Source organism: Dactylosporangium sp. NPDC051541, assembly GCF_044454505.1.
GTDB lineage: Bacteria > Actinomycetota > Actinomycetes > Mycobacteriales > Micromonosporaceae > Dactylosporangium.
The window spans coordinates 1-13,652 of sequence record NZ_JBITDU010000040.1; the positions used below are offsets into that span (position 1 = coordinate 1).

12 protein-coding genes and 1 pseudogene are annotated in these 13,652 nt (G+C 67.4%); 7 read left to right on the forward strand and 6 right to left on the reverse strand.

Annotation, left to right across the window (positions count from 1 at the left end):
* Positions 1-279: 279 nt before the first annotated feature.
* From ACIA8L_RS55910 to ACIA8L_RS55925, 4 genes and pseudogenes are all read right to left on the reverse strand, one after another.
* Entirely contained in the window at positions 280-579 is a 300-nt protein-coding gene (locus ACIA8L_RS55910; protein WP_395918420.1) for an integrase core domain-containing protein, read from the reverse strand.
* Positions 580-725: 146 nt separating this feature from the next.
* A pseudogene (locus ACIA8L_RS55915) lies at positions 726-1,055 on the reverse strand (DDE-type integrase/transposase/recombinase); the annotation flags it as partial.
* A gap of 251 nt (positions 1,056-1,306) precedes the next feature.
* A complete protein-coding gene (locus ACIA8L_RS55920) occupies positions 1,307-1,738 on the reverse strand; it encodes a hypothetical protein (protein WP_395918399.1) in 432 nt (143 codons plus the stop codon).
* A 454-nt stretch (positions 1,739-2,192) separates the two neighbouring features.
* Positions 2,193-2,351, reverse strand: a complete 159-nt coding sequence (locus tag ACIA8L_RS55925; protein WP_395918401.1) for a hypothetical protein — start codon at positions 2,349-2,351, stop codon at positions 2,193-2,195.
* A 715-nt stretch (positions 2,352-3,066) separates the two neighbouring features.
* Here ACIA8L_RS55925 and ACIA8L_RS55930 point away from each other — a divergent pair.
* The 4 genes from ACIA8L_RS55930 to ACIA8L_RS55945 all read left to right on the forward strand — a co-directional run bounded on the left by ACIA8L_RS55930 (position 3,067) and on the right by ACIA8L_RS55945 (position 7,051).
* Positions 3,067-4,650: an RICIN domain-containing protein gene (locus ACIA8L_RS55930; protein WP_395918403.1), complete on the forward strand. Its 1,584-nt coding sequence runs from the start codon at positions 3,067-3,069 to the stop codon at positions 4,648-4,650.
* Positions 4,651-4,773: 123 nt separating this feature from the next.
* Positions 4,774-4,983 carry a hypothetical protein gene (locus tag ACIA8L_RS55935; protein ID WP_395918405.1) on the forward strand — a complete coding sequence of 70 codons (210 nt, stop codon included), beginning with the start codon at positions 4,774-4,776 and terminating at the stop codon, positions 4,981-4,983.
* 353 nt (positions 4,984-5,336) lie between these two features.
* Positions 5,337-5,561 (forward strand): RICIN domain-containing protein, encoded by a 225-nt coding sequence (locus tag ACIA8L_RS55940; RefSeq protein WP_395918407.1) that lies wholly within the window; start codon positions 5,337-5,339, stop codon positions 5,559-5,561.
* 35 nt (positions 5,562-5,596) lie between these two features.
* Complete coding sequence (locus ACIA8L_RS55945; protein ID WP_395918409.1) at positions 5,597-7,051, forward strand: ricin-type beta-trefoil lectin domain protein; 1,455 nt, start codon at positions 5,597-5,599, stop codon at positions 7,049-7,051.
* A 388-nt stretch (positions 7,052-7,439) separates the two neighbouring features.
* On the opposite strand, the gene ACIA8L_RS55950 is transcribed toward ACIA8L_RS55945, so the two are convergent.
* Positions 7,440-7,880, reverse strand: a complete 441-nt coding sequence (locus tag ACIA8L_RS55950; protein WP_395918411.1) for a DeoR family transcriptional regulator — start codon at positions 7,878-7,880, stop codon at positions 7,440-7,442.
* A gap of 319 nt (positions 7,881-8,199) precedes the next feature.
* Positions 8,200-9,321: an RICIN domain-containing protein gene (locus ACIA8L_RS55955; RefSeq protein WP_395918413.1), complete on the reverse strand. Its 1,122-nt coding sequence runs from the start codon at positions 9,319-9,321 to the stop codon at positions 8,200-8,202.
* Positions 9,322-9,653: 332 nt separating this feature from the next.
* Here ACIA8L_RS55955 and ACIA8L_RS55960 point away from each other — a divergent pair, with 332 nt between their 5' ends.
* The 3 genes from ACIA8L_RS55960 to ACIA8L_RS55970 form a co-directional block, all read left to right on the forward strand.
* Entirely contained in the window at positions 9,654-10,691 is a 1,038-nt protein-coding gene (locus tag ACIA8L_RS55960; RefSeq protein ID WP_395918414.1) for a LacI family DNA-binding transcriptional regulator, read from the forward strand.
* Between the two features lie 387 nt (positions 10,692-11,078).
* On the forward strand, positions 11,079-12,551 hold the full coding sequence (locus tag ACIA8L_RS55965; RefSeq protein ID WP_395918416.1) for a glycosyl hydrolase: 1,473 nt from the start codon (positions 11,079-11,081) through the stop codon (positions 12,549-12,551).
* A 103-nt stretch (positions 12,552-12,654) separates the two neighbouring features.
* The coding region (locus ACIA8L_RS55970) for an alpha/beta hydrolase family esterase (RefSeq protein WP_395918418.1) at positions 12,655-13,652 on the forward strand (998 nt) is incomplete at its 3' end.

The following is a 13,652-nucleotide window of genomic DNA, read 5'->3' on the forward strand; positions in this document are numbered from 1 at the left end:
CGGCCGTCACCATGCCCGCCGCCGCGCCGACCAGCACCACACCCAACCGGCCCATCGCCAGCCATCTACATCTCGAACCCGGGCTGGAGTACTAGGTGACTGGTGTTAAACGATGGTCTGGCCCTGCGGGCCGGACCGTCGTTTGCTGTTGTGAGGGGTGTGGGGGTTGGTGATGGTTGTGCCGGGTGTTGTGGCTGAAGTTGTTGCTAGGTTTGGTTTGTAGGTCTGTAGCGGCGTTTCGGAACCTGTCAAGTCAACTGAGACAGTTGGTTGATTTGTTTAGCTTTCTGCTGCTGACGGCTTGGTCGCCGACGGTTCGGGGGCCTGTTCCAGGTCATAGTTGTCGGGTTTGTTGATCCATGCCCGGTCCGGTAGGCGAGGCGGGCGTGGACGGCGGCGGCCGAACCGTTCGGGGTGCGCGGCCCAGGCCGCATCGAGGGTCTGTTGCCGTTGCCGGCGGATCTGGCCGGCGGTGCCGTGATGTACCGATGCCGGGGTGTGCAACCCGATCCCGGAGTGCCGGTGTTCGTGGTTGTAGTGCGTGTAGAACGCCTCGCAGTGCTGACGGGCGTGCTGGATCGACCCGACCCGAACCGGTCCGGAAAGGTCGGGTCGTACTGCAACGTCTTGAAGCTCGCCTCGATGTACGGGTTGTCGTTGGACGTCTTCGGGCGGCTGTGACTACGGCCGATCTTCAGGTCGGTCAGGAGCTGGGCGACGGTCTTGCTGGTCATTGCCGCGCCGCGGTCGGCGTGCACGGTCAGCTGGTCGGGGTCGACGCGTTCCCGGACGGCGGCGTCAGCGATCAGCGCCTCGGCGAGGTGGCCGTCCTCGTATGCGGCGACCAGATGGCCGACAACGTACCGGGACCAGATGTCGATCACGGTGTAGAGGTTGAACCAGACGCCCTTGACCGGGCCGCGCAGCTTCGTGATGTCCCACGACCAGACCTGGTTCGCTGCGTCCGCGACGAGTTCGGGCTTGGTGCGGGCCGGATGCGTGGCCTGACTGCGACGGTCGCCGCTCTGGCCGGCGGCCCGCAGGATCCGGTACATCGTGGACTCCGAGCACCACCAGCGGCCTTCGTCGAGTTCACGGGCCCACACCTGCGCCGGCGCCGGATCGGCGTATTCGGGCCGGTTCAACAGCTGCAGCACCTGCGCACGTTCCACTTCGGACAGTGCTGAACGTGGCGGCTTGCGCGGGGTTCGTGGTTTCGGCGGTCCGGGTGGGTTGCGGTGCCGGTAGAGCGTCGCGCGGGACACACCGGTCAGTCGACAGGCTGCGGCGACGCCCCACGCCGCGGTCAGTGCCTGCTGCGCCTCGGCGAGAACGGGTTCGGCGTCGGCGCGGTGTCCGCGCTCTCGGAGAGCAGTTCCAAGAGCGCGTGCGCTTTTCCCATGATCGACAACGCGGTCTCGGTCTTGGCCAGCTTCGCCTGCAGGCGGGAGTTCTCCCGCTGCAGGCGGGCAAGTTCAGCGTTCTCGGCCTTCTTCGCTGCCCGTGCGGCCGCTTGACGACGGTCCGTCAGGCCGGCCGCGGCTCCGGCATCCCGGGCCTTGCGCCAGTCGAGAATGTGTGACCCGTACAGCCGTTCCCGACGTAGGACCGCCCCGCGAGCCGCCGCATCCGGCGCCGCGTCGTACTCAGCCAGGATCCGCGCTTTGAACTCTGCGGTGAATGTCCGCCGCTGGGGCCGGTCGTCCGGATCCGGACTCGAACTGGACTTCGACGTCATGCTGATCTCTCCTCACAACCGTCCAGGAAGAGTATCCCCTGGTAGACAGGCTGTCTCACATCAGCGTGACAGGGAGGGCACCGCCAGACCGCGCGTGAACACCTCAGAAGCCCGACGGCTGCATCAGCGAAGAAGGTTCCGCGTGAAATTTTCGATCTGGCCGCTTGCGCCGCGATCACCGCCGCTGCAACGGTTGCCCCGACCGTCTCTGTCCGTCTCTGTTCCGTCCGCCAGCCCGGCCTCCAGCGGTCCGGCGGTAAGCCCTCCGCCGGGCTGGAACAGCTGGAACACGTTCGGTATCTACCCGGCGCCCAGGGACACGACCTGCGCCCAGCACTTCAACAGCCTCGGCAGCGCGACCGGCGGGCTGAACCACGACCCGCGGGACGCCAACGCGTTCGCGGCATGGGCGTCGACTTGCTCAGGCGCGATTGGCGCTCGTCCTGGCGAACCCTCACGACCAGGCCGCCGGCTTCCCCAGGCGGCGCGATGCGCTATGGGTGACCGGCCGGCCGCCCAGATCGGCCCGGGCAAGGCCGGCTCCGTTCGCGGCCTCGTTGCAATTGTTGCAAACGGTGAGGTCGCCGATCTCGACGGACTTGGCATTGAGCACGACAGAAGGCACTTCCTGTGTCGCCGTCGGTACTCCGCGCACGGCTCGCCGTGGTCATGACCTCGGACGCGGTGCCGATTGCGCCGGCGAAGACGGGGTTCAGCTTGTCCGACGGCATCACGACCCGAGCCGGTGCAGACGTCCTTCTTGATCAAAAGGGTCGCCGTCATGTGTCGCTGGCCGGCACCGGCCTGCATCGTGGTGACCGCACCCGAGCCATCCGTCGCCACCACGATCACCTATGCCCGCGGCTTCGGCCTGCTCGCCCGGCTCTGACGCGCCAGCAAGAAAAGTAAGCCACCACGAAGGCAACATAATCAAACATAGATTAGCGCCGCACCCTTCGCGCGGACTGCGAAGATCCCAGCACAAATCGAATCGCGTCTCCCGATCTGCGTCGATACAACCACCTTGAACACACGTTTTGTGTCGTTCTGCAACCGCCGTGCGCCACACGACCGGCAGCCGGGCCGCCACGGGACACCCTTGACAGCGGCGCGCTTTCCTGACATTTTCGAACTAGTTCCAACAGAGATCCTCCATCGATGATCACGCCCCAATCATCGATGGACCGTCAGCTGTGCCCTGAACGCCCTTCAGAGGCTGATCCGCACGACCCCGTATCCGAGATCTTGCGACGAGCTCGCGAGACCGCGCGGTCGGCGCTCGGATATCGACCTCGAATCACACCGCCAGCCCATTCAAGGAGACACCTGTGCGAAAGCTCTTGCGGCTCGTCCTGCCGTTGATCACCGCGGCGGCCGCGATACCGATCACGCTGTTCATGGCCCCGTCGCCCGCCCAGGCACTGGAAAACAACCTCGCCCGCACACCACAGATGGGCTGGAACGACTGGAACAGCTTCGGCTGCAACGTCAGCGACACCCTGATCCGGCAGACGGCGGACACCATGGTGTCCAGCGGCATGGCGGCCGCCGGATACCGGTACGTCAACATCGACGACTGCTGGTCGGAGCACAGCCGGGACAGCAGCGGCAACCTTGTGCCCGACCACAACAAATTTCCCAGCGGCATCAAGGCCCTCGCCGATTATGTCCACGGCAAAGGTCTGAAGCTCGGCATCTACTCATCCGCCGGCTTGACGACATGCGCCGGGTATCCTGCGAGTCTCGGCAATGAGCAGCGTGACGCCAACACCTGGGCATCCTGGGGCATCGACTACCTCAAGTACGACAACTGCGGTGACCACGGCGGTCAGAGCGGCCCGCAGCGCTACGCCGCCATGCGCGATGCGCTGGCCCGCTCGGGTCGGCCGATCCTGTTCGCGCTGTGCAACTGGGGCCAGGACAACGTCGGCCAGTGGGGGCCTGCGACCGGCAACTCGTGGCGCAACACCGGTGACATCCAGGGCAACTGGAACTCGGTCATGGGTATCCTCGACGCCCAGCCGGGATACGCCTCGATCTCGCGTCCGGGCGCCTGGAACGACCCGGACATGCTTGAGGTCGGCAATGGCCTGTCCGACACCGAGGCCCGCGCCCACTTCAGCCTGTGGGCGCTGCTCAACGCACCGCTGCTCGCCGGCAACGATTTGCGCACGATGAGCGCGGCCACCCGATCGATCCTGACCAACACCGATGTTATCGCGGTCGACCAGGACTGGGGCGGCCGGCAGGGCAACCGGATCGTCGACAACGGCAACACCGAGATCTGGACCAAGCCGATGGCCAACGGCTCGGTGGCCGTGGTCCTACTCAACCGCAACAGCGGCACAAGCACCATCAGTACCTCCGCATCGCAGATCGGCTTGGGCTCAGCCTCGAGCTACTCGGTGCGGGACCTGTGGGCCCACACCAGCAGCACCACGACCGGCACCGTCAGCGCGTCGGTGCCCGGGCACGGTGCGGCGATGTACATCGTCACCGGCGGCGGGGTCGTCACCAACCCGGCGTCGTTTACGCTGCGTGGCCAAGGCTCGGGCCGCTGCCTGGACATCACCGGCGGAGCGCAGGTCAACGGCACGCTCGCTGAGATCTGGGACTGCAGCGGCGGCGTCAACCAGTCCTTCTCCTCCACAGCCGCGGGCGAGCTGCGGGTCTACAACGGCACCAAGTGCCTGGACGTCTACAACAAGAGCACCGTCAACGGCGCGGCGGTTGAGATCTGGGACTGTAACGGCCAGCCGAACCAGCAGTTCCGGACGAACACCGACGGCACCGTGACCGCGGTGGGCGCGAACAAGTGCCTGGACGTGAACGGTGGTGCGACGGCCAACGGCACGAAGGTGCAGATCTGGGACTGCAACGGCGGCACCAACCAGAAGTGGACCAAATCCTGAGGCAGCGGTCTGCCCCCTCCCCCGATCCATCCTGTCCCCCAGCAGTGCCGAGTCTGCGCTGAACCTGCGGCCGGAGACTCAGTCTCCGGCCGCATGCCGCAGCTTCGCGGAAGGTACGCGGCAATGAAGACAGAAGTCCACGGCAATCACCGCGCGATGTTCGATGCCACTTCGTTGACTTCGCCGGGCCGGCGGGTCCGGCGCGTCGCTGCCGCCACGGCCGCTGTCGCGGTGACTATGGCCACCGCCACGGCCGCGGTGCCGGCCGGTTCGACACTGGCGGCGGCCTCCTACCAGCGCGGTCCGGATCCCGCGGCGGCCACAGATTCTTGACCTGGGGCAACTCCCAGGTGGCCCGGCGGGAAATCCCCTGGCTGAAACTCTTCCTCGACAACGACAACCGCTACGCCCAGTTCCTGTGCCCGTCACTCGCCGATTCCACGGGCGTCTCGCGGTACGCCACCGAATCGCCCGTACGGCTCCCCGAGGTCACCATCGTCCCCACCCGTCAGTTCCGCGCTAGCCGCCGGTGTGCCGGTCCGGGCGTTTGGTGCGGGGCGGTGCCTGGATGTGCCGAACGCATCCCAGACCGACGAAACCCACGTGGCGATCTCGGACTGCAACGGCGGCGGCATCTAGCGTTGGACCTATACATCGGCTCGGGAGCTTCGGGTGTAGGGCGGGAAATGCCTGGATGCCTCGGGGCACGGCACCGCCAACGGCACCCGGGTCATCATCTGGGACTGCAGTGGTGGTCCGATCAGCAGTGGAACGTGAACGCCAACGGCACCATCACCGGCGTCGAGTCCGGGTTGTGCCTCGACGTCACCGGCGCCGCCACCGCCAGCGGCACCCTGGCCCAACTGTGGGCCTGCAACAACGGCGGCAACCAGCAATGGCGGCTCGGATGACCCGCCAGCACCTTCGCTGCGACCCTGGAGGAACGATGACCGTACAAGGGCGCTCACGGCGCCTAACTTCGCTCGGTGCGGCCCTGGCCCTGCTGCTGGGCCTGCTCGGCGCATACGCGATGAGCGACGCTCCCGCGCATGCCGCCACCAGCCAGTTCCGGGGAGTCAACTGGGCCGACGCCCGGGACAACTTCCTCTACGACGAGAACGTCCCGATCGGACTGTCGAAGTCCGACAACTACGCGACCACCTACACGAAATCCACCGCGATCCTTAAGGGATTCCAGAACCTCGGTTCCAATACCATCCGGTTCGGAATCAATCCGCAGACCACATCCTCATCGTGGTGGGGCAGTCTCACCGCGGCGTACGACGCCGCCACAGCACTGGGCATGAACGTCATGATCGCGCCGTGGCCGCCGACCGGCGGACGGATCAGCGACATGAACGCGTTCTACGCCATGTGGGACACGGTCATCGCCAAGTACGGCAGCAACAGCCGGTTCTACTTCGACATCGTCAACGAGCCTTGGGGATACAGCGCGGCGGAGCTGACCGACCTCGCCGCCGCATTCGTCCAGCGCTACTCGAGTATCCCCCGCGGCCGGATCGTGGTGCCGGGGCTCTGGTCCGACATCGACCTATGCGCCGTGGGTGGCGATTCCCGGCTCAACGGCACCCTGCTGTCGATCCACATGTACACCCTGGGCGGCGAGACCCACCCGACCGCGGCGGACTGGGTCAAAAGTTTCAAGGCGCGCCTGTGCGGTCACGCCGACCGGGCCGTCCTCACCGAGTTCGGTGTACCGATGAACACCGGCGTGAACTACAACGGCCCACGCGACGGCAACAACAACGTGTCCTACTTCTATGCGCTCACCGACACCGTCCGGGAGCTGGGCATGGGCTCACTGCTGTGGACCGGGGTCAAGGAAGCCAGTCAGACGCAGGGCCCCGGCCCGTGCTTCAACGCCTCCTGCGCCATCACGTCGCTGACCGGCAGCGGCACCAACCTGTCCCTGACCGTCACCAACCAGTCCGGGCTCGACCGGGTCCGCCACGGCTGGGGTCTGGACGGCACCCAGTCGCCCACCCCGACCGGCCCGGGCAACGTCCTGCGCGGGGCCGGCTCCAACCGGTGCCTCGACGTGCCCGGCGCCGCCACCGCGAACGGCACCCAACTGAGCATCTGGGACTGCACCGGCGGCGCGAACCAGCGCTGGATCGCATTGTCCAACGGCGCCCTGCAGGTATACGGCAACAAATGCCTCGACATCCCCGGCCACGCCACCGCCCCTGGCACCGTCGTCCAGATCTGGGACTGCAACGGTGGCACCAATCAGCAATGGACCCTCAACAGTAACGGGACCGTCGTCAGCCGCGAGTCCGGGCTCTGCCTCGACGTAACCGGCGCCGCCACCGCCAACAGCACCCCCGTCGAACTGTGGAACTGCACCGGCGGCAGCAACCAGAAGTGGACCCGGCAGTAACTCGCCAACGTTGACAGATGGGGTGTCGGTGATCCGGCACCCCATCTGTCGCGATCGGACCGCTCCTACCCGACCAGTCATGGCCGGGAGCAGCGGAAGCTTGTGCAGCGCAGCCCGTCCGGCTGTGGCGGCTGGGTGGTCAGGCAACCAGATGCGGTGCTCGAACGCGACCCAGGATCGGACGGCGTCACACAGGCGGGTGGAGTCTTCCAGCCCCTGATTCGGCAAACAGCGCGCCTCCCCGCCGCACGGAACCCGGATGGCGCCCGCGACCCGGGGCCGGCGCTTACCGTGGGGGTCTGCCGCGTTGAGCAGCGGCGCAAGAATCCAGGACGTGAAGCCCGGCGAAGTGCCCTCAGCCATACACGGTCCGGCGTGGTCCGTTACCCTAACCGCGGCGCGCCAGAACCGGGCGTCCGGCACGGGACCGTTGGGTGTACACGGCGACACGGTCGCGGGCCGGGAATGGTTGCGCGTGGTGCGGCAGCGGGGTGATCGTCTGCATGGCCCGCACGATGCACTGCTCGGCCGCGCCCACGTCCCCCGCGCGGACCAAGCCGAGCGCTTTGACTAGCAGGTGCTCGAGCTCACCGCGGTGATCGCGGCCGCTGCCCTCCGCCCGGGCCGCACCACCCCGAATTTTCCGGACGGCACCGGTGCGCTCCAGGGCACGCAGGTCACGGCGCAGCGTGGACAACGACGAGCCGGTCATGGCCAGCATTTCGGCGTGGGTGGCGAACTCCTGTTGCTGCAACAGTGAGGCAATCTTCTGTTGACGCTCTGCGGCGAGCAGGTCGTAGCCTTCCTCGCACTCACCCTTGGCGCTCACCGGCCGGCCTACTGCAGCCGGGCGCCACAGGCCGCCTGTGGCCCGTTCGATCCGCGCAGCGCCGTGTTCTGCCGCGGGCCGGTCTCCACCGTCAGGAACGACAATTGTCGTGTCATATGCGTCATGGCCCCTCCGGGCATTCTCGCGACCGCGCTCCCGTCGCTGCTGGTCAGTAGGGTCCGGGTGCGGATTGGACCGGCCCGGAGGCGAGAGGAGCCCTCACGCAAACCAAGGCCCGGCCGGTACGGCACCACGTGCTTCGGCTGGCAGCGAGCGCCGGCACCCGGGCCAGGGGTGTCGGCGCTCGTGTGGTGTGGGTTCAGCGGCGGGTCCAGGTTTGGTTGGGTTGGCCGTTGCAGTCGTAGAGGGTGACGGGGGTGCCGTTGGCGGTGGCGGCGCCGGTGATGTCGAGGCAGCGGCCGGACTGGTTGCCGGTGATGGTGCCGTTGCTGTGCCAGGTGAACTTCTGGTTGGCGCCGTTGTTGCAGGTGTAGGTGGTGAGTTTGGTGCCGTTGGCGGTCTGGTTGTTGTAGGCGTCGAGGCACAGGGTGCCGTTCTGCACGCGGAGTTCACCGGCGGCGGTGAACGTCCACGCCTGGTTGGTCTGGGCGTTGCAGTCCCAGAGTTGCGCGGCCGACCCGCTCGGCGCGGACGGACCGCCGGTGATGTCCAGGCAACGACCGGACGCCGGATTCACGAGCGTGGTGGTACCCGGCAACGGCGTCGAGGTGCCCAGCGCAGCGGTGAGCGCCGGGTACCACCGGTTGGCGATCTTCTGGTTGCCGGAGCTGTTGGGGTGGACGCCGTCGACGGTGTCGGTGCCGGTGTTGAAGCCGCTCCACTGGTCCACGACGGTGATCGGCGACTGGGTGGTGCTGTGTGCGGCCGCCCAGGCGGGGATGGCGTTGTCGAGGTTGATCGCGCCCTGGTAGCAGTCCGAGCAGCCACTCGGGCTCATCGGCAGAATCTTTGCAATGATCAATTTGATGTTGGGGTTGCTGGCGCGCATCTGGCCCAGCAGCGTCGAGTATGCGTTGGTGATGGTGTTCGGCGCGAGGTGGCTCCAGACGTCGTTGGTGCCCAAGTGCATGATGACGATGTCGGGATGGGTGGCGGAGAGCCAGCCGGGGAGCTGGTTGTTGTTGGCGATGCCGGTGGCCAGGTAGCCGCCGTGGCCCTCGTTGTTCCCGTCGTATGCGACGCCGCAGCCGGGGTCGGGCAGGGTGCCGACGAAGTCGACATTGGTGTAGCCGGTGCTCTGCAGCCGCTGCCACAACAGGGCACGCCAGCAGCCCGGCGAGCCGGTGATCGAGTCACCTAGCGGCATGACCCGCACTGGCGTGGCGGCGGAAGCCGGCTGCACCACGGCGAGCGCGGCTACGCTCGTCAGAGCGGCAACCGCCAGGTACAGCAGCGTTCTCCAGGTTGTTCTCGTGGTCATCGGGTCTCCTCGGGTCTGGGCGGCACCCGCGGGCTGGGCCGGTCCGCCGGCGATTGCGACGCTCCAATTTGCCGCACTCGGGCATGGGGCACGGGTGGCCGGGACGCTAGCCCTCTCTTCGAGCGGAGACAACGGCGGCGACACTGCCTCGCCCGGCAGCCGCTCGCAGTCGGCCACCTCGCCCTGCTCATTAAATTGCGACGATCCAAGCCAGGGTCAGTTCGGGGACGGGGCCGGCGAAAATTTCACGTCGCCCGTCGGTCGATGCCGATACGGACAGTCCCGCAACGATCCGGCGCGTTCCCGTAATGTGACGGGTCGAGGAGGGGCTTGTGGCAGGCGAGCGTGTTCCGGCCAGCGGGCGAAGCGGCATTCGCGAGGTTGCGGCGGCCGCCAGCGTGTCGGAGTCAACGGTAAGCAACGTGCTGAACAATCCGCAGGTCGTTGCGGCGAGGACGAGACGCCGCGTCGAGCGGGCCATGGAGGAGCTCGACTTCGTGCGTAACCGGGCTGCCGGTCAGCTGCGGGGGGCGCCCAGTTCCGTCGTGGGGTCCATCGTGCTCGACTCCGCGAACCCCTTCTTCGCCGAGGTCGCCCGGGCAATCGAGGACCGGCTCGTCGAGTCGGGCTGCATGCAGCTGCTGTTCAGCTCCGATCTGCACCTGGCCCGCGAGCACCAATGCCTCAAACTCCTCGAGGAGCACGCCGTGCGCGGCATCATCATCAATCCCGTCAACCCACAGCTCGACGGGCTCGTGCGGCTGAGCGGCCGCGGCACGCCGGTGGTGCTCCTAGACCGCTCGCGCGGCGACACCGACCTCTGCGCGGTCACGGCCGACAACCTCCGCGGCGGCGAACTCGCCGCCGCCCACCTGCTGGAGCTGGGCCACCGGCGCATCGTGTTCCTGGGCGGCTCCATCACCGTCGACACCATCAGCGCGCGGCGGGTCGGGGCCGACCGCGCCTGCGTGGCGGCCGGGCTGGACCCGGCCGAGGTGCTGGTCGACATCCGGCATGCGCCGGCGGCGATCGACGGGCCGGAGGCCGCAGTGGACCACATTCTTGCGCTGCGTCCGTTGCCGACGGCGATCATCTGCACCAACGACACGGCCGCCGTCGGGGTGTTGCGGGGGTTGCGTCGCGCGGGCGTCTCGGTGCCGGCCGGCATGTCCGTCATCGGCTACGACGACGTCCACTTCGCGTCGGAGCTGTCACCTCCGCTGACGACCGTGCGGCAGGCCAAGGCCTCGCTCGGCCGGGCCGCCGCCGACCTGCTGCTCTCCGACGGCGATCCTGGGCATCGGCATCAGGAACTCGTCTTCACACCGGAACTGGTGGTGCGCGCATCCACGGGCAACCCCCGAACCTGAGACGCGCTTGGCGGGCGGTCGAGGTATTGCCGCTCCCTACTGCGCCTCAGCGCATCGCAGGGGCCAGTGAAAATTTCACCGACCCCCGCGGTGTCCGCATGGTGCTGGCGCCGGTCGCGGAGTGCTGGGGCACTCCGCGAGTGGACGACCCAGACCCTGCGTGAATCGGTCTTCCTCATTGGATTGACAGCGCGGCGCCGGCGTCCTAGCGTCAGGGAACCGACCGAACTTGATCTCGTTCGTGGTTGAGAATTGCATCGTCGCAATTTGGGGTGCGACGTAGCGAGACGACATCTCAGGTGTACGTGGTCGGCTCCGCCATCGCCGCCAGCCGTGCGGCCGCAGCATCTCGTCCCCGCCTGGACGACCCAGCCTTTCGGAGTGTTCATGACGACAGGATTGTCACGAAGAGCGACACCACGATCCCGCCGGCTGACCCGCGCGCTCGTCGCGGTCGGCCTTGCCGCCGGCACGATAGTCGGCCTGGCCTGGGCCGGTCTCGCACCGGCGTCGGCCGCGACCGGGACCGCGCTGGTGAATCCGGCGTCCGGTCGTTGCCTGGACATCACCGGCGGTCCGTCCGCGCCGAGCGGGTCGGCCGCGCAACTCTGGGACTGCAACGCCCAGACCAACCAGGCGTGGACGTTCACCGCCGCCGGTGAACTCCGCGTGCAGAACGGCACCCTGTGCCTCGACGCCTACAACAACCAGACCGCCAACGGCACCAAACTCACCACCTACACCTGCAACAACGGCGCCAACCAGAAGTTCACCTGGCACAGCAACGGCACCATCACCGGCAACCAGTCCGGCCGCTGCCTCGACATCACCGGCGCCGCCACCGCCAACGGCACCCCCGTCACCCTCTACGACTGCAACGGCCAACCCAACCAAACCTGGAGCCAGTCCGGCGGCACGACGCCGACCGCCACGGCGACCGCCACGGGAGGGGGCTGCTCGGCCACTCCGGTCGACCCGAACGCCACCGCCGCGGCAAAGCGGCTGCTGTGCTACGTCTACAGCCAGTACGGCAACCACATCATCTCAGGCCAGCAGGAATCGACCTGGGTCAGCGGCCCCGACTACGAGATGAACTACATCCACAACATCAGCGGCAAGTACCCCGCCATCCGCGCGCAGGACATGGGCGACTCACCGGACTTCGGCGCCCGTGGCCTGGCCTGGTGGAACGCCGGCGGCATCCCCATGGTCAGCTACCACATGGGCTCTCCAGCCCAGGACACTGACGGCTACGCGGGCTCGCAGCTCAACGCGAACATCAATGCGGCCCTGACATCCGGCACCGCCGACAACAACCGGCTCAACCAGCGGCTGACGAACTGGGCCAACCAGCTCAAGACCATCCAGAACGGCGGTGGCGCCGTTATCCTCCGCCCCTGGCACGAGGCCAGCGGCACCTGGTTCTGGTGGAGCAAGGAAGGCGCCGGCCAGTACAACCGCCTCTGGATCTACACCTTCAACTATCTACGTGCCCAGGGCGTGCACAACCTCCTCTATCTGCACCCGTTCAACGGCTCCCCGGCCACAGCCTGGTACCCGGGCAAGCAGTACGTCGACATCGGCGGCGCGGACACGTACGCCGGCGATCACAGCCCGCAGACGGCGATGTTCAACGCGGCCAGGAACGTGTACGGCGGCACGATGCCCATCGCCCTGCACGAGAACGGCCCCATCCCGGACCCCGGCCAGCTGCAGTCGACCGCCACGCGCTGGGTCCTGTTCAACACCTGGCACACCACCTGGATCACCGACACGAGCGTGAACCCGACCGCCACCATCAACGCCGTCTACAACAGTTCCTACGTCGTGACCCGCGACGAAGTGCCCAACCTGCGATAGGCCCGTCCTCGTTTGACGCGCTGCCCTTGGATCGTCGCAACCGGCACCCCGCGGGGCGCCGGTTGCGACCGGGGCGGCCCCACGCACCGAAGGCGAGACATCAATGATTCGCTGGAAGAAGCTGCTGGCGCTCATCGGCGCCGTCATCACCGCCACGGCCGCCACCATCGCGTTCACCGCACTTCCCGCGTCCGCGGCGGCGCTGCAGCAGATCACCAACTTCGGACCCAACCCCAGCAACATCAAGATGTACCTCTACGTTCCGAACACTGTCCCCGCGCACCCCGCGATCGTCGTCGGCGTGCACTGGTGCCACGGCACCGGTCCGGACTTCTATGCCGGTACCCAGTTCGCCTCGCTCGCCGACCGCTACGGCTTCATCGTCATCTACCCCTCGGCGAGCAGCAACGACGGCTGCTGGGACGTGCACTCCCAGGCCGCGCTCACCCACAACGGCGGCAGCGACCCCACCGGAATCGTCTCCATGGTCAGCTACGTCGAGCAGCACTATGGCGGCGACCCCAACCGTGTATACGTCACCGGGCACTCCTCCGGCGGGATGATGACCAACGTTCTGCTTGGGTCCTACCCAGACGTATTCAAGGCCGGAGCGTCGTTCGCCGGCGTGCCGTTCGGGTGTTTCGCCGGCGCCGCCACCTGGAACACCGGATGTGCCAACGGCACGGTGACGAAGACCGCGCAGCAGTGGGGCGACCTCGTCCGCGCCGCGTACCCGGGCTACACCGGCAGCCGGCCGCGGGTACAACTGTGGCACGGTACCGAGGACGCCACGCTCAGCTTCCACAACTTCGACGAAGCGATCAAGCAGTGGACCAACGTCCTGGGCGTGAGCCAGACTCCCACATCGAGCGAGGCCGACACCCCGCAGCCGACCTGGACCCGGACGCGGTACGGCAGCCAGGTCGAAGCCATCCGTGAGCAAGGCCAGCCGCACAACCTGCAGATCCTCGCCGACCAGGCCATCCACTTCTTCGGCCTCGACGGGACCTCGACGCCGTTGCCGGGTACCACCACGCTCGTGAATCCGGCGTCCGGTCGTTGCCTGGACATCACCGGCGGTCCGTCCGCGCCGAGCGGGTC

Bases quoted from the DNA above. Each gene is read 5' to 3' on its own strand.
- ACIA8L_RS55920 (WP_395918399.1), bottom strand. From the start codon at position 1,738: ATGACGTCGAAGTCCAGTTCGAGTCCGGATCCGGACGACCGGCCCCAG.
- ACIA8L_RS55935 (WP_395918405.1), top strand. From the start codon at position 4,774: ATGAAGACAGAAGTCCACGGCAATCACCGCGCGATGTTCGATGCCACT.
- ACIA8L_RS55940 (WP_395918407.1), top strand. From the start codon at position 5,337: ATGCCTGGATGCCTCGGGGCACGGCACCGCCAACGGCACCCGGGTCAT.
- ACIA8L_RS55945 (WP_395918409.1), top strand. From the start codon at position 5,597: ATGACCGTACAAGGGCGCTCACGGCGCCTAACTTCGCTCGGTGCGGCC.
- ACIA8L_RS55955 (WP_395918413.1), bottom strand. From the start codon at position 9,321: ATGACCACGAGAACAACCTGGAGAACGCTGCTGTACCTGGCGGTTGCC.
- ACIA8L_RS55965 (WP_395918416.1), top strand. From the start codon at position 11,079: ATGACGACAGGATTGTCACGAAGAGCGACACCACGATCCCGCCGGCTG.